At 36.3% G+C, this 17,556-nt stretch carries 11 protein-coding genes; 6 read left to right on the forward strand and 5 right to left on the reverse strand.

The features are described from left to right. Positions 1 to 251: 251 nt before the first annotated feature. A complete protein-coding gene (locus WAX74_RS18465; RefSeq protein ID WP_336499139.1) occupies positions 252 to 4,709 on the reverse strand; it encodes a S8 family serine peptidase in 4,458 nt (1,485 codons plus the stop codon). Between the two features lie 638 nt (positions 4,710 to 5,347). Between WAX74_RS18465 and WAX74_RS18470 the strand changes: the two genes are divergently transcribed. The 3 genes from WAX74_RS18470 (at position 5,348) to WAX74_RS18480 (ending at position 6,900) form a co-directional block, all read left to right on the forward strand. Next, a complete protein-coding gene (locus WAX74_RS18470; RefSeq protein WP_336499140.1) occupies positions 5,348 to 5,731 on the forward strand; it encodes an SLAP domain-containing protein in 384 nt (127 codons plus the stop codon). Positions 5,732 to 5,807: 76 nt separating this feature from the next. Further along, on the forward strand, positions 5,808 to 5,981 hold the full coding sequence (locus tag WAX74_RS18475) for a hypothetical protein (protein WP_172794311.1): 174 nt from the start codon (positions 5,808 to 5,810) through the stop codon (positions 5,979 to 5,981). Between the two features lie 112 nt (positions 5,982 to 6,093). Beyond that, on the forward strand, positions 6,094 to 6,900 hold the full coding sequence (locus tag WAX74_RS18480) for a S1C family serine protease (protein WP_336499141.1): 807 nt from the start codon (positions 6,094 to 6,096) through the stop codon (positions 6,898 to 6,900). A gap of 627 nt (positions 6,901 to 7,527) precedes the next feature. Here WAX74_RS18480 and WAX74_RS18485 read toward each other — a convergent pair. Both WAX74_RS18485 and WAX74_RS18490 read right to left on the reverse strand, forming a co-directional pair. Beyond that, the gene (locus tag WAX74_RS18485) at positions 7,528 to 8,286 is read right to left on the reverse strand and encodes a hypothetical protein (protein ID WP_336499142.1); all 759 of its coding nucleotides are present in this window, start codon (positions 8,284 to 8,286) and stop codon (positions 7,528 to 7,530) included. Continuing rightward, positions 8,279 to 12,097 (reverse strand): AAA domain-containing protein, encoded by a 3,819-nt coding sequence (locus tag WAX74_RS18490; protein ID WP_336499143.1) that lies wholly within the window; start codon positions 12,095 to 12,097, stop codon positions 8,279 to 8,281. Before WAX74_RS18490 ends, WAX74_RS18485 begins: the two co-directional genes overlap by 8 nt. A gap of 222 nt (positions 12,098 to 12,319) precedes the next feature. On the opposite strand from WAX74_RS18490, the gene WAX74_RS18495 reads away from it, so the two are divergent. Both WAX74_RS18495 and WAX74_RS18500 read left to right on the forward strand, forming a co-directional pair. Next, positions 12,320 to 12,703, forward strand: coding sequence for a DUF485 domain-containing protein (locus WAX74_RS18495; RefSeq protein ID WP_336499144.1), 384 nt, complete (start codon positions 12,320 to 12,322; stop codon positions 12,701 to 12,703). Continuing rightward, positions 12,700 to 14,223: a solute symporter family protein gene (locus WAX74_RS18500; RefSeq protein ID WP_336499145.1), complete on the forward strand. Its 1,524-nt coding sequence runs from the start codon at positions 12,700 to 12,702 to the stop codon at positions 14,221 to 14,223. Before WAX74_RS18495 ends, WAX74_RS18500 begins: the two co-directional genes overlap by 4 nt. 121 nt (positions 14,224 to 14,344) lie before the next feature. Here WAX74_RS18500 and gltS read toward each other — a convergent pair whose 3' ends face one another. After that, positions 14,345 to 15,535: a sodium/glutamate symporter gene (gltS, locus tag WAX74_RS18505; protein ID WP_336499146.1), complete on the reverse strand. Its 1,191-nt coding sequence runs from the start codon at positions 15,533 to 15,535 to the stop codon at positions 14,345 to 14,347. Then, a complete protein-coding gene (hutG, locus tag WAX74_RS18510) occupies positions 15,532 to 16,494 on the reverse strand; it encodes a formimidoylglutamase (protein ID WP_336499147.1) in 963 nt (320 codons plus the stop codon). The genes gltS and hutG overlap by 4 nt, the downstream gene beginning before the upstream one ends. A 128-nt stretch (positions 16,495 to 16,622) precedes the next feature. Here hutG and WAX74_RS18515 point away from each other — a divergent pair, with 128 nt between their 5' ends. Further along, the gene (locus tag WAX74_RS18515; protein ID WP_336499148.1) at positions 16,623 to 17,504 is read left to right on the forward strand and encodes a LysR family transcriptional regulator; all 882 of its coding nucleotides are present in this window, start codon (positions 16,623 to 16,625) and stop codon (positions 17,502 to 17,504) included. Positions 17,505 to 17,556: the final 52 nt, after the last annotated feature.

A 17,556-nucleotide genomic window follows, 5' to 3' on the forward strand; every position in this document is an offset into this window, starting at 1 on the left:
TACAACTAATTTTACTAGATATTCTCGCATTTCTCTTGATAATACAGCCATCCTACACACGCTCCCTTAATTTACTTTTAGTATGAGGGTCGTGTTTTAACATGTCCACTTTTTATGCTAACTCTAAAAAACCCTTTTATTCCAACTAAATATCCAAAATTTCCAACTAAACTCTTCATTATTCCAACTAACCATAAAAACTAAAAATGCCAAAGAGGATTTTTATCCTCTTCGGCATTCATTAATAACTTTTATTCAGCCAACTTTTCAGCAGGTGCTTCAGTTTCTGCAGGTACCTCTACAGGTGTTTCTGCAGGTGTCTCTACTGATGGTTGAGCTGATGGTGCCGCTACATTGATGTACAGTTTACCCGCTGCTCTTTCGCGAGTTTCGTTTTCGAAGCTATCAACAGCTTTCACTTCGATCACCGCTCCGTTCGCTACAGTATCTGCTGGTACTGTCCAGTATCCAACATAGTGACCATTTGCTTGTTCCATCATTGGTAATTCCGTAGCGTTTTGAACTTCTCCTACATTTGTTAGTGGCATATGAATGACAAATGTTGTCTTCAACCCTGGCTGACTATCAAATTCAATTTTAACACTCTTACCTGTTGTCAATTGAAGGTCTTGTGCAGGCTTTAAGTTCTCAATGACAGGTGCATCATATTGTGCAGTTACTGTCACTTTTTTCGTCATTTTGTTTTTCGCTTTGTCTTGAGCGATAACTGTGATTTCATTAGCACCGTTCTCAAGAAGAATACGTTTTGAATATTTTCCATTTGCAACTTGTGCCGCTTGACCATTTACCTTAACAAAGTCAAGGTTTGCATCCTCTACAGTACCTTCGACGGTAACTGATTCACGGTTTGTTTTTTCTCCATCTTTCGGGCTTGTGATGGTCAATACCGGTTTTATCGTATCTAATATGACCGTAACTGGTGCTGATTCACCTGTTGTTCTTCCATCTAGTACGGAAACCGCTTTGAACTCATTAGCACCTTCCGTTAGTGTCGTAGGGATTGCAAATTTACCATCGGCGCCTACAACAACAGATCCTGCATCTTTACCATTTTGTTTCAATTCTATAGTAGCAGTCGGTGATGCAGTCCCCTCGATAGACAACTCTTTCTGGCTTGTAGTCAAGTTAGCTGCAGGTGATGTAATGATTGGTGCGCTTACTTCATAGCTTACGCGAGCACGAATCATATAGTTGCCTTCAGCAGTTGGTGATGGAGACCAAGCACCAGAAACCCCTTGATAACTTCTTCCAGCATTTGTTCCATTTTCATCTGTTGCTAGTCCCGGTGTATTTGGATTTGCAAAAGTTTGGCGATAGACCATGAAGAAGTCGCCATTTACGACAATATTGTGTTCAGTCAGATCAACAACTGTCCATTCACCGTTACGTAAAGCAGTTGCATCTATAGGACCTGCAAGCTTCTTACCAGGCGAACCGTCTGCACCTGTAGTATCCCAAACTTCAACAGCAAACGCTGTTCCACCTGGTACTGGCCATTCAGTATCCCAGAAGCGGAATACTCCATCTGTAACGATTCCATTTTCTTTGCCTTCAGGAAGAGACATTTTCACTGCCCATGCATTCCCTGCAGCATTAAAAGCACGAGCATTTTCAGCTGAACCATCATCATAACCTATTTCTCCACCAGGATATGTGTAGAATGGCTCTAGAGCAATGTTTTGTGTAACCGCTTCTGCTCCAATTGTAACGGACACTTCTTGGCTATGGTAGCCGCGAGCAATTACTTTTAGTGTATAGTCGCCTTCGTATGCTGTAAGCGAATAATTACCAGATGTATCTGTTTCCACAGGAGTGACGTTTGCATCTTCCACTAGTATAATCGTTGCTCCTGCAACTCCCTCACCTGTCGATTGATCCGTAATTGTACCACTTACTGTATTTTGTGCTACTTCATCTAATGTGAAGTTAGCTGTTGTTGTACCATCCGCTTCGATTGTTACAGATTGTTCTTCAGAAGTGAATCCGTAAGCTTCCGCTTTCACTGTGAAGGTACCTGCTCCGTGCGTTAATGAATAAGAACCGTCAGCAGGATTTGAATAAACCGAACGTCCTGATTCTAGTACACTAACTTGAGCACCTAATGGAAGAAGTGTTGGATTAACAATCGTTTCTTTTACTGGTGGTGCTTCTTTTACTGGCAATACTGGTCTGATTGTTTTTGGATCAACGGCTTCTTTTAATGCATCTTTGTCTTTATCCTTGTTATTACCGTTATTTGTATTTACGTTATTTCCGTTATTTCCGCTTGTTCCTTTATTTCCTTTTGATACTTTTCCAGTTTGTGAGATATTAGCTAAAGATACATCATCGATATACCAGCCATCTCTTTGAACGCTTCCATCAGAGAATGCATTAAATCCAATGTAAATACGTTGACCAGCATATGCAGACAGATCAACCTCTGCACTTACCCATCCATTCGATTGACCTTGAACCATTAGTAATTGCGTCCAGTTTTGTTGGTCAGTCGAAACAAATACATGTCCGTAATCCCAAGCTCTTCCAGAAGAAGATTGCTCGAAATTATGCCAATGTTTGAACTGCAAGTAAGAATTTCCTTCTGGCAGGTCAATTGGAGGCGCAACAAGCGTTGCGTTCATGCGATTCGCGTATAATCCATTTAAGTTTGTTGCATATACCTTTTCACCTGATGCAGCATTACCTGGTCCGGATGTAGGTACGCCCCGTTCCCAACTGTTTTGTTCTCCAAATGAGTACCAACCCGTTGGTTGTCCTTCAAAGTCTTCAAAGTATCCAACCGTAATTCCCGGTTTCACTTGAACAACATATTCTTCACTGCTCACTTCATTGTTTCCAAAATCGTTTACAATCCATTTGTACGTAAATGAGTTTCCTGTAATCAATCCCCCAGGAACGACTACACCGAACTCGCCAGCTTTGTAATCACCAGACTTGCGACCAGCTTCGATTACTTGCCACGCACCGTTTGCATCTTTGTAGTTTAGAATGACTGATGCAACGCTAATATTATCACTAACATCTATCGTCAAATCTAAATCCATTCCCGCATACGTTTCGCTTGGAGCTGTATGCTCGAATGTTGGTGATTCATTGTCATCACCTTGTTGAGTAACTTGGCCTTTTAATGTCCCAAGTCCTGTAATGATAGAGGATACTGCTTCATACGCATCTACTAATCCATAACCATAAGCATGATTAGGAACCGCTGAATATTGAGAATCAGTTAAAGGATTAGCTGTATTAAGCAATATTTCCTCCATTTCATCGACCGTCAAGTTTGCATTAACTTGTCGAAGAAGTGCCGCTACACCAGATACTGCTGGACCTGACATAGACGTCCCGTTCCAACCACCTTCATAGCCACCACCCGGTACAGATGAACGGATATTTACACCAGGTGCTGAGATATCTGGTTTAATCTCCGCATAAGGCGAAGGACCACGTAGTGAGAAGCTACCCACTTTGTTATTGATGTCAGTTGCACCTGTCGCAAAAGATTCAGGATAGTTTGCTGGTGCTGCAACTGATCCTGCACCACCTGGATTTGAAAGCGTTGTGTTACCTGCAGAGAATTCAGGGAAAATTTCTGCTGCACGCCAGTTAATAACTACATCACGGTACCATTCATCAAGACCAGGTCCGCCACCCCAAGAGTTATTTACAATGTCCGGAGCCATATCAACACGGGCGTTTCCAGCTGCATCAGTTGGTGCTAAAATCCATTGTGCTGCCTCTAACAAGTCAGCATCAGTACCACCAGCTGCCGAGAAAGCTTTTACTGCAATATATTTTGCTCCCGGAGCTACACCAATTTGGTTTGCACCATTTGGTTCACTACCAACCATTGTTCCTGTTACGTGCGTCCCATGGTCAATATCATCATATGGAGTAGCTCGTCCAGCTGTTGCATCAAACCAGTTATAGTCATGTGAGACTTGTCCAGTTGCTGCATTGTAACCACGATATTTTTGTTTTAAAGCTGGGTGATCCCACTGAACTCCAGTATCGATACTTGCTACTACCGTTCCTGCGCCATCGATGCCCATCGCCCATACATCTGGGGCTTTCACACGCTCAATGTTCCACTCGATATTTGCAGTTTCCGCTTTAGGTACGACTGCATTTTCTGTTTTCGTTGTAAATAATTGACGTGTTTCATTTGGTAGTATCTTTTCAACTTCGGCGAAAGTTGCTACCTTTTCAGCAACTTCCTGTGTTGCAGTAACAGCCATCCCATTTACAATGTAGTAGGAAGTAAGGTCTTTGGCATTTCCTTTCGCTACTTCTTCTTCAAGGAATTGTTTGACTGTTTGTTGAGACTCTATAGACGTTGCCTTTAACTCAGATACAACAGCAGAGCGCTGAATTAGTTTAGTATTATGTGCAGATAAATTTGCTGCATCCGCATTTTTTCTTGCTTCTTCAGCCACCTGCACAGAGTCAGATTTTTCCTTGAATTTTATTAAAAATGTAACTTTTTCATCATTTTTAAAGTTTTCAAGTAAACGACTATTCAGTTTGTCTTTCACAGAAATGTTATTAGAGCTTGAATCTCTGAACGATTGATGAAGTTTACTAGTTGTTTCTGCGCTTACAACGTTAGGTGCGACTAGTGAAAACGTCATGAGTAAAGATGCTACTACACTAAGAGCTTTGACTGGACTACTTTTCTTCCTCAACTTCATTCCTCCTTTGAAATTTACTACGAATGAATTACGTAGCTTCTAGTGAACGTCCTTAAAAAAGATCAAACAAAAACACCCTAACCTCCTTTCCTAAAATTTCTTAGGTAAACAGAAACAATAGTGTCGTTCATGAATCTCTTGTTGTTAAGTATCACTATATTTGAAATGAAGTGTGAAATTTGTCGTACTTTGTCACTATTATTCTGAATTTTCGTAAATAATAACTATTTACTATTTCATGTAAAATTTTCGTAGTTATATTTCACTATGTAAAATTAATGTTTATTATATAGAACGTTGGTATCATTAATTTAAAGACGAATATCAAATTTTTATTATAAAACAAAATTTGGTTATATTTTCTAAAAATACTTCATTCATCCTATAAAATAGAAACAGGTATATTGTCTATTAATTTCACAAACTATAAAAAAGACCTTTTTACCTATGCTAATTTACTATATTTATTTTTAATTATTAATTACAGGACATTCCCTTAAACGTCTGCTAATATTCATATATTGGATAGAAAAAGATTGTTTAGGCCGTTTATTTTTTTCAAAAATTCCACATTAATTGAATTAGTAACAATTAACTATTCATAAATAGGTCTATAATTATAGGAGGAATTTTAACACATGCAAAATCTTGAGTTTGAAGCCTCATGGGATAAGTCCTTAGCTGGTAAAGACCGCAAAGAAATCGAAGAAATTTTCCACAAAACTTGTAATACAGAATCTCAAAAGGTATCTCTAACTCCTATATGGCAAGCCGTTAATCATAAGAGTGAATTATTGATCACAGTGCTTGTACATAATTTCACGGAAAAAGAGCTTACTTTTCAAAACAAAAGATTGGCTTATATGGAAAAAGAAAAAATTTGTGCAATTCATACTTTTACACTACAAACGTTAATAATTAAACCCAAAGTTAGTATGCCATGGACTTTCATATTTCCTGCTGAGAGCCTAAAGAATCATGCAACATTTCAAAACGGTCATTTAGTAATTGTTAATATTTAATTTAAAATAGTTATACATTTTTACTTCATATAGAACCAAGATATAGAGGTATGAAAATTTTAAAGGAGGTTTCTTTATGAGTGAAAATCGTCGGGGCGCTAGCAACAATAAAGGTTCTATGGCTAAAAATCCAAGTAGTAAGAAAGAAGAGATTTCTCTAGAATTAGCTGAACTAGGAAACTTGAAACCAAAGCATGAACCAATGACTCCAAATCAACGTGAAAAAAGTGAGAGAGAAAAATCATACTAACTAAAGCTACAAAGCAGCCACATAATATTGGGGCTGCTTTGTTTCATTTAGTAAGAACCAAACTTTGTGTATAATACTTCTTAACAGTGTTTTCAAACAAGGGTGGGTGTGAATGGATCCAAATGAAAAGCAACATAAGGATGATTGGAATGACGAAGAGTTAAGCGAAGAAGAGTTTCTTGAACTTGTATTAGAAGCTCAAAGGGAAGCACTCCAGAAAGAAGCTCTTGAAAAAAAGAATGCTAGACCAAAGCGACCTTTTCCTAAATGGATTTTCTATTTAATGGCTTCTTTTCTTTTTGTCAGCACGTTTGCATCTATCTTTCAAAATTATTCTATTCCAGCTATTGAATTTATTAAAACGTCTGCAAAACTATCTGCTCAGGAAGAGATTGCAGATTATAAAAAGTCTGTATTAGTCATCTTAACAGATGATAGCAAAGGCACAGGATTTTCTATATCAAGCGATGGAACAATTTTGACAAATTATCATGTTGTGGAAGGAAATGAAACTGTAACGGTTGGTTTTCCTGATGACAGGCGTTTTCGAGCTAAGGTAATAGATACATATCCTTCCGTCGATCTTGCTGTACTAGAAATAAATGAGGAGGAGCTCCCCTTTTTGGAGCTTGCAGAGCGGACTACATTTGAAGAAGGTGACCCTATTTACTTTATTGGTAATCCACTTGGTTTTACGGGCATTGCAAATGAAGGAACTATCATTGATTACACGCAGCTAAGTGATTGGGACGTACCTGTAGTCATGATGAAAGCACCCGTTTACCGAGGGAATAGCGGAAGTCCTGTATTAAATAAAGATGGAAAAGTAATTGGGGTTGTTTTCGCCACATTAGATCATGATACGCATGGACGAGTCGGCTTATTTATACCGATTGATGAGTATTATAATAGAAAATAATATTAAAGAGACGTCCAGGACGAGGGCACTGAAAAAACTTATCAAGGTATCTCTTAGCGGTCGTGTGAAAGCCATTTCGTTCACATACTCCCTTTTTGTTTAGGCCCCGTTGATTTTCGTTCCAGGCGGACGCTTTCCACCGGCATGGCTTCAGCCGCTTCCCTCACTTCGCTCAGTCCAGGGTCTTCAGCTCACGCTATTCCGGCTGGAGTCGCCGCCTGAAACGAAAATCAACTATTGCATGCTTACAATTAATCCTTTCTTCTATCTAAAAAAACATCGTTTTCCTGTATATTAAATTATAGTAAATGCAGGTTTGAGCTCTCCATGATTAAGCTATTGAATGAAAAAAGTAAGTAATAGACAAAGAGATAAGGCACTATCTGTTTCAAAATGAACAGAAAGTGCCTTATTTTTGTTCAACAAACAATTACGCCCTTTAAAAATTAAGTTTTTCAGTGCCCTCTGCAGGACACTAAAGGGCTTTTTTGTGTTGGTCTCGGTTATGGGAGAATTGGTCTCGATTTTTGAAATTTGGTCTCGGTTATAAGAAATTAGTCTCGGTTACTGGAAAATTGGTCTCGGTTACATCAACATTTGTCTCTTTCTGCCACTTAATGTTAAATACTACACTAAATAAGTTTTCCGCCAGTCTAAGCGTTCTTTTTCATTTAGTTGGTTTTCAAGTTTTTCATCCCATCGCTCTATTAATGTATTCCATACTCGAGCATATAAGATGTCTTGTTTTTTATCATGCAGAATAAATTCTATACAAGGAATATCATCGATATATAAATCCGTCGATGAGACAATTTCAGATATTACCGTCTGAACGTCTCCTTCTCCTGAATCAGCATCGTTTATACGAAGTGCATTTATCAATGTCTCATCCTCAAATGATAGTTCTTCATCCAGATATCCTTCTTTTACATATCTATAAACTTCTAATTCATCTTCACCCGTTGCTTCCTTAAGTTCTCCTTGCAAGAATGCTTCATGAGAAGGACTATATAGTATATTGTTACTCTCAGGCTCCTGTTCCTCTTCAAATATGCCATTTGCTAGTTGTTGGTTGCCTTTATCTGTAAGCCTATATCCGTCCTCTATCTTCTCTAACAGACGCGTTCTTTGCATTAAATCAATTAAATCCTGTATAAAAAGTTGCTCTACAAGTAACAATTCACTTAATTCTTCCGCATTTATCTTTGTAGTCTTTTGAAAAGCAATAAGCATCATCTTCATGAGCACGTCCATTTTTGTTCGCTTCACACAAATATATTCAGCCTCAATCGAATGAACTGGTATGCTCCACATAGATGAATGCATTATTTTCACGTTCAAATTCTGTTGCAGTTCTCTTTTTAATCTATTTTCCAACTCACGCATTTTCTAGTACTCCTATTACATTTCCTTTTATATCTTTTAGTCCATCTTTATTTTTTACAACCTCTAGCAAGCCACTGTACATTTCTCTAGCATCTTTTCTTTTAGCGCGTTGAGTGAACATTTCAGTACTTCCAACTAGAACCAGCAATTCCCTTGCTCTGGAAAGGGCAACATTCAAACGTCTATAATCATTAGCAAACCCAATATCGGCATTATTATCTTTGTTATTACGTACCATACTTAAAATGATAACATCCATTTCCATCCCTTGGAATTTATCGACCGTCCCTGTTCGGAAAGTTAAATGTTTAAAGCTTGTTTCTTGTTGAATTAATCGATCAATTCTTTTCACTTGCTCACCATAAAAACTAATTACTCCGATACTCTTTCTTTCATCTAAGCCTATTCTTCCTTCTCTTTTCGCAGACTCTGTAGCTTTGTCTAAATCCATTAAAACGTCACGTATAGTATTCAATTCGCCTTGGTTAAAACGACTTTTTCCGTCCTTCACTTTTTCTTCAAAGTAGGATCTTTCGTTAGGTATATCCATCCAAATTAAATGATCATTTCTTTTAACATAGTGTGAATCTAGTAAATGATCACGTACTGTATCAGAATCGACTAAACCACATTGCAATCGATAATTCTCCTCTGCGTAAAAGGGGGTAATCGTCTCCATAATACTTTCGTGCATGCGATACTGAATGGCCAACATCGTTTTATTACTCTTAGGTAGATTCTTAAATAATCTTTCGAATAAAGACTCCTTCAAGAGTTTCTTCAGTTCGTCCTTTTCCTCAAAACTATCACTTTCTTCTAGAATTGCTTTTAAAGTCTCATCCAGTGTATCTTCCCCAACAAGTGGAGGTAACTGATGATGATCTCCAACTAAAATTATTTTTTTACCTTTTAGCATCGGTAATAACAATTCTGGAGGTGTCGCTTTTGATACTTCATCGATTATTACTACATCAAAGACAGGATAGTTGTCCATAAACTCTTTTCTTGCGGAAGCTACACAAGTTGTTCCAATTACATTTGCATGTCTGACATAAAGCTTTCGAATCTCATCTAAATCATGGTCATTTGCTTCACTTAATAGAGAAAACCATTCGTTTTGAAGTTCCTGTGTAATCGGTAAACGTTCTTTTTCACGTGTTAATGATAGCTTCTTTTCAGATAGCTTTTCAATTTCAACTACCACTAGTTCGCGCTCTTCCTCTAGATTTTGACTTAATAATTCATCTAAAGCTTTAAGCTTTCTTTCCTGTTCTAATCCTTCGGAATTAATTCTTTTACCTTCTATCTCTTTTTCTGAGAGAGTCTCTTTATAGGATTCCAATTGTTTTGAGCTAACCCGTTCTTCATTCTTTTTTAGCTCTAGTCGATTCATATACTGTTTTAAAGTTTCTTCTGTATTCTTTAAGTCATTATATAAAAGTTCTTTTTGTTGTAGTTCTTCTTCTAGTTTTTGTGGTGACTGTACACTTTCTACATCTTCAAGTTTTATTTTAATATTATTACTTTTCTCCATTAATACATGTAATTTTTCGCTATTAGCTGTACCATTGTTTTTTAATTCATTTATATCTCGTTCTGCTTGAATGATTGCTCTTTTAAGTTGCTCTTCCACTTCTACTTTAATCGTTTGAAATCGTTTAGTTGAGTCTGATTTTGCGTTGTTTAAAATTGTTCCTTGCTTCCAAACAAATTTTTTCCTTACGTTCAATCCTTCCCAATACACTTTTAGCTTCTCTAAATCGATTTCTCCTGACGTAAGCATTCTTTTCATGATATCTATGAATTGGTGAATTTCTTTTACAGAATAAGATGAATCAAAAAACACTCCGCTACTGCCTACGTTTTGTAAAGATATATTGTTCTTTTTCAATATACTTTCTATGTAACTAATAGCTGATAGTAGCCTTTTGTTTAGTTCTTCCCAGTCCTCAAATGACTGTATTTTTTCTATTAATTTGTCCAAGTCTTCTATTTGCTTCTCTAACATAGAAAGTGGTGTAAACTCATAGTGTTTTATCGAACTTTTTAACAGTTCGAATTTACGCATAGAAGGTATCTCCGTCAAAAACTGTTTGAGACCCTCTATTTTTAGCTGCCGCATTTTAAACTTTTGTCTCGTGTCATTTACTATTTTTTCGGCGTCACTAACTTCTTGCTTTGTTTGCAAATAATAAAGCTGACTTTTAATAATCTCTATTTCAGCTTCTAAAAGTTTTATTTTTTCTTTTAATTGTTCACCAGATGGATTAGCAAGAATGAATTCATCCATCTTGGTAATTTCCATATGCAGTCCTTGTAGCAACTTTTCTAAAGTGGTTTTAGTTTTTTCTAATTCTTCTTGCTCTTTCTTTAAAAGTATCAAACTTCTTTTTAGCCTTTTTATCTCTTCCATTATAGACGCATGTTCAATCTTGGCAGTTTCTTTTTGTGTTATCTTTTCTTTTAATAAAACCAATTGAGTTTGAAGAGAATCAATTTGTTGTTCGAGAGTAGTAATTTCACTGGATAATTGTTCTTTTCTTACAGGATGAGAATTTAACTCTCTTTGGAGTGCACTTAGTGTCTGGTCTTTCCAATATTGCCCTACATTTTCCTCTATGAACTTCTTACCTTCTTCTTCGATGCTTTCAGTACGACCGAAGCGCAAAATACGAATGTCTTTATTAGAAAGTAATCTACTTAGTGCGTTATCAACAGCTAAATTGGACTGAGAAGCAACTAAAGTTCTAAGTCCCGCCTTTGCATTTTGTTGACAGATTTCTGAAATAACGGTGGTCTTTCCTGTTCCTGGTGGACCTTGTATTACAAATAAATCTTTCGCTGACACAGCACCTGTAACCGCTTCTTGTTGAAACTCATTCAATTGATTATGAAATTCCAATTTCTCTGCGTTATTTGTAATACGTATAGCAGGTCTATCTTCAAATAATATTTTTTCAAGATTAGCATTTGCTGCAAGTCCGTTTTGTAAATCTTCAAATCCTTTGCGAAGTCTTCTAATTTGGCTCAGTGTAGCAAAATTACTAAATACAGCTTCTTTAGTTTTGGGGTTCAATTGATTTCTTCTTGCCATATCTCTGATCTTTGGCTTTAAATCAATTTCTATCGTTTTCTTAGAACGATCGACCTTCAAAACGTCACCAATATCATATTGAAATCCCTTCAATGCGACGCTAAGACCTTTTATCTTGTTCCACTCGTTTCCGTTTAAGTTAGTACCAATGAGTGTCATTCTAGAAAAATCTTCATTTAACATTATTCTAGAAAATGCTGTAGAAATATCTGCAATATCAGCATTTCGTTCTTGTATTTTTAAATATCCTTCCCAACTTGTAATTCGTTTTTTTACATATTCTGATCTTTCCTCAGCAATAGGCAATTCACGAATTTTAGTGTGGAGTTGAATTGGTAGGCCCGCTCCATTATTTCGAGCTGTAACAAACTTCAAATTTACAGGTAAACGGCGATTTGTTCTGATTCTAGTTTTCTCTCCTCTTACGTGAAAACCAGTAGCTAGAAAACCATCATTCTGAAGTACACATTCCATTACAGCAACCTTACCATTTAACTTATCTGATAGATTTCTATTCATTTCATTATCAAAGTAAAGAGAAAGCGACGTGTTTCCATGAGAATTGACCGGTCTCTTCTCCATATATATAGCAAACGATTCCTGCAATTTAAAAAAGGCATGTTCATCTGTAGACCATTCTAGAATACCTTTACGAGCATTATTCGTTACAATAAGATTGCATCGGAACGTTTCTATTCTAGTTAATTCCTTCTCCATGCACATGCCTCCTTACAAATTAATCAACCTATCTATGTTAGCACTTTTTGAACAAATCTTGAATGGAGAAGGTTGGATTTAAATTTTCTTATTAAATTTTTGTCAAATTAGAATATTATGTGAACTTTTATTTGATATTTCTTAAATAGTTTCATATTATTAAATTACAGTCTAGGACAGAATTTTCCAAAAACTGATTCGGAATTAATGGAGGAATGGAAAATGGCAAAAAATTTAGAAAGCGTTTACAGTTCAGATAACAATATGAACAGTACGACTCTTTCAAAAGATGATTCTCATGAAACAAATTACACAGCTATTGCACAAAGTCCAGAATTCAAAGAATTAAAAAGGAAAAAGAACAGATTCATATTACCAATGTCATTATTCTTTTTAGTATGTTATATCACTCTACCAATTTTGACTTCCTATACAACAATTTTAAACGTTAATGCTTTTGGAGACGTTTCATGGGTATGGGTTTATTCGATTGCACTATTCATTATGACTTGGACGTTATCTATGATCTATGTTAGAAAGGCAACCACGTTCGATCAAGAAGCAAATGACATTTTAGAGAAGGAAAAGGCTGGTGGATATAAATGAGTCTAATTGGTTTATCATTCTTTGTAGGTATTGTTGCATTAACTTTATACGTTACGTATATCGCTTCTAAGCGTACTAATTCAGCTAGTGAGTTTTACACTGCTGGTGGTGGTTTGTCTGGATGGCAAAACGGAATCGCAATTGCTGGAGATTATTTATCAGCCGCTTCTTTCCTTGGGATTGCCGGTGCTATTGCACTTTTTGGATTTGATGGTTTCTTCTATAGTATTGGTTATTTAGTTGCTTATTTAGTTGTTTTATATATTGTTGCTGAGCCTTTACGAAACTTGGGTCGATATACGCTCGCGGATATGATTACTGCCCGTTTCAATCAAAAGAAAATTCGTGGAGCTGCAGCAATTAGTACTTTAACAATTGTTTTATTTTATATGATTGCTCAACTTGTTGGGGCTGGCGCACTTATTCAATTATTATTAGGTATTGATTATTGGATTGCTGTTCTAATCGTTGGAATTATGATGACTGTCTATGTTTTATGGGGAGGAATGGCAGCTACCAGTTGGGTTCAAATTATTAAAGCTGTTCTATTAATGATAGGTACTGTTATTATTTCTTTCTTAGTTTTATGGCATTTCAATTTCAATATATTTGGTATGTTTACTGAAATGAAAGGTGCAACAGCTCACGGAGAAGCTTACTTACATCCTGGGGTAAAATATACAAATGGTTTAGACACGATATCTATGATGATTGCATTAGTGTTAGGTACTGCAGGTTTACCTCATATATTAATGCGATTCTTTACAGTAAAAGACGCAAAGACTGCTCGCAGCTCAGTTATATACGCTACTTGGATCGTAGGAGCCTTTTACATTTTAACGATTTTCCTAGGTTTTGGTGCAGCAGCTCTAGTAGGTTCTGAAAAAATTATGGGAGCAAATGCAGCTGGAAATATGGCCGCTCCGCTTCTAGCACAAGCCTTAGGTGGCGACATTTTAATGTCCTTTGTCTCTGCGGTTGCATTTGCAACTATTTTAGCAGTAGTTGCAGGATTAGTATTGTCAGGCGCTTCTGCTTTTGCTCATGATTTATATGGACAAATCTTCAAAAAAGGTAAAGTAACAGAAAAAGAACAAATGAAAGCAGCACGTTTGGCTTCAGTTGGTGTTTCCGTAATTTCCATTATTTTAGCATTAGGTGCACAAAACATGAATGTAGCTTTCCTTGTTTCACTTGCTTTCTGTATTGCAGCAAGTGCAAATTTACCTGTAATTATTTATACAATCTATTGGAAAAACTTCAATACGACAGGTGCATTGACAGCAATTGTTACTGGACTTGTAGTTGCCCTTATCTTAGTAGCATTAAGCCCTAATTTATGGGCAGTGAATGGTTCTATGACTTTTACAGGTGAACCATTATTTCCATTAACAAATCCTGCGATTATCTCTGTTCCAGCTGGTTTTATCGGCGGTTGGATTGGTTCTCTAATCGGCGCTCGTGCTGATCAAAAGAAATATGCAGAAGTTGATGTTAAAGCAAATATTGGTTTAAAATAAATCACTTGTTAGTTTGTAATTGGGAATGAAAGTGGCGTGAATGCACTCTTATAATCCTAGGTGGTATTAGAGCAAAATAAAAAGAAACAAAGAGCAATTCAGCTCTTTGTTTCTTTTATTGTTATTGAAAAAGATTAATGGTCGTAATAATGATAGGCATTGCAAATACGTCAATTAGGAATGCCCCTACAATCGGAACAACTAAGTATGCTTTCTTAGATGGTCCGAATCGCTCTGTCACGGCTGCCATATTGGCCATTGCATTTGGAGTAGCCCCTAAGCCATGTCCCGTAAAGCCTGCTACCATTACTGCAGCATCATAGTTTTTCCCTAACAAACGGAACAGAACAAAAATACCAAATAGGACGATGAAAATCACTTGAACAAAAACAATTACAAGAAGTGGTAAAGCTAAGTCAGCAACTTCCCATAACTTAATGCTCATTAATGCCATCGAAAGAAAAATTCCTAAAGTAATATCCCCTACTAACCCAATACTTTGCATATCAACAATTTTTGGATTTACCTTATCAACAATATTTCGTACTATAACAGCAACAAACATCGCTCCAACATATCCAGGAAGAACAATTCCCGTTGCTGTTGAGAACAGACCTCCTAAATAAGTTCCTAGCGCCATACAGAAAGTGATAAGTAGCAGCTGTAAAAAGAACGTATTTGTTTGAATCGGTTTCTCGCTTTCTATTGGGTTTACATCAACAACGTCCTCGGTCTCTGTTGATTTCAAATTATATTTGGATACAAGATACTTTACAACTGGACCTCCTATAAGACCACCAGCCACAAGACCAAATGTTGCAGCAGCAACCCCAATGGAAAGAGCTGAATTTACTCCTAGATCTTCAATAGTTTGTCCAAATGCAGTAGCGGCTCCATGACCACCTTCCATGGATACTGCTCCTGCCATCATCCCAATTAATGGATGTAAGTTAAATAAATATGCCATAGAAACCCCAATTGTATTTTGCGCTAAAGCTAAAAAACCGCAAGCTAGCCAATAAATTACAAGTAATTTCCCACCTAATTTTACCAATTTAAAACTTGCGCCTAATCCAATTGTAGTGAAAAACGTTAACATGAATATTCCTTGTAATGAGGTATCTAGAGTGAATTCTAACCATCCAAGTGATTTTACTATAGTAGCGACTATGGCAAATAGTAAACCTCCTACTACAGGAGCAGGAATACAAAACTTATTTAAGAAACCAACTTTTTTAACTAAATAAGTTCCTAACACTAATAATGCAATGGAAAGGAAGATAGTCGTGACTTGATCAAGTGCTATTGTCATTTATTTTCCCTCCTTAGAAAAGATGTAATTGCTTCATTCACTAAATATGCACCTAGTTTTACAGTACGGTTATGTTCGTCTAAAAGAGGATTTACTTCCGAAATATCAAAGGATAATGTTTTTTTATTTGTTGTTACATTCCTTATAATAGATCGTACAATACTTGGATCTAAACCAAATGGTGATGGAGCACTTACACCTGGGGCAAAGGCAGCGTTCAGAACGTCTGTGCACAAAGTAAGAATGATATAATCATTTTCTTCTATGAAATCGTTTAGTCTTTCATTTAATTTATCTATTTGGCTTACATCCATACTTTCCTCTAGGATATATTTAACGTTCAATTCATCAGCTCTTTCAAAAAGCTCCTGTGTATTCCCAAAACGCTGAATTCCCACAACAAAGTAACTACTGTTTACATCTTGATCAAGTATTTGTTTGAACATTGTTCCAGAAGAGGGTTGCTCATCATATGATCTTAAATCAAAGTGAGCATCGATATTAATAATTCCTAGCTTTGCTTGTGAGCCAATATAATTTCGTGCACCAAGATAATGTCCGTAAGCGGTTTCATGTCCGCCACCTAAAATAATTGGAGTTATTTGTTTGCTTAAAACTTTTGTAATTGTTTCTCCAAGTTGACGTTGAGCTTCTTCTAAGTTTTCTTCTAAGCACTTAACTGACCCGATATCCGCAAGTTGCTTGTGTGGTGGAAATGACCATGGTAAGTTTGCTAGTTCAGATCGTAGAGCGTCAGGAGCATTTGCTGCGCCGACTTTACCTTTATTTCGTCTAACACCCTCCTCACTTTCAAATCCGATAATGACACAAGTTTCATTTTCAGGTTTATAATCATCCAACTGAGGTAACTCTATGATTTGATGATATCGAAAGCTAGATCTATTTACACGATGATCGGTCCGACCAGACCAAATACCGTCCTTCACTTTATTTAACATGGTGCACTTCCCTTCTTAAGTCGTTATATTTATATTTTCTAAATTATATAAGAACTCATTTATAATTTCTAATATATAATTATTATAAATCTATAGTCTTAAACTATATATAAATGGAGGAAATCCATATGGACTTAAAACAACTCTCTTATTTTGTAACAATAGTCGATCAAGGGAGCTTTTCCAAAGCTGCTCAAATACTTCATATTTCACAGCCTTCTCTAAGTAATGCCATTAAAAGCTTGGAAGGTGAATTAGGATTTCAAATACTTGAACGGAATACTAGGAATATAGGAATAACAGAAGCAGGACATATTTTATATAAAAGGGCCGTGCATCTTTTATCGGAGATGGAAATTGCAAAAAAAGAAATGGGTGAAGTTAAGCATATTGGGAGTGGGGAACTTCAAATAGGAATGATAGAATCCGCAAAACATTGGATACCAAAAGTGATTCGGCTATACATAAAAGAGTTTCCAGATGTTCGGATTAAATTAACGGAAGTATTAAGTGGAGCCGATGTAAAAAGCTCATTACGAAATTATGAAACACACCTCATTATAACCAATCAATTTATAGAGGAAGACGATATTACAACCATACCTTTATATCACGAGAAGCTTGTTTTATTACTTCATACTAACCATCCACTTGCAAAGCTTGAATATATTGAGCTAAAAGACTTGGTAGGAGAACCATTTATAATAAGTAGCGAGGGTTTTCAAACTAGGCATGATGTATTAAATTTCTTTAAAACTGAAAATATTAAACCTACCATAAAATATGAGATTGAACGGTTTGAAACTGCATTAATTTTAGTTCGTGAAAACTTAGGCATTACTCTAATACCTGAAAACTATTTGCAAGGACCTTATGATTACTCAATAGTTAAAAGAACTATTGATTCAATAGAAATAGATCGCATCGTTTATTTGACCTATTTAAAAAATCGTTATGTATCCCCTGCTATACATGATTTTATTAACCGAACTAACACTTTTTTTAATTAGCATTTTCTATCGGCAATACTCTCTCATGAACTGCTGGAATCGTACTGTCTCA

This window comes from Psychrobacillus mangrovi (assembly GCF_037104765.1).
Classification (GTDB): Bacteria; Bacillota; Bacilli; order Bacillales_A; family Planococcaceae; genus Psychrobacillus; species Psychrobacillus mangrovi.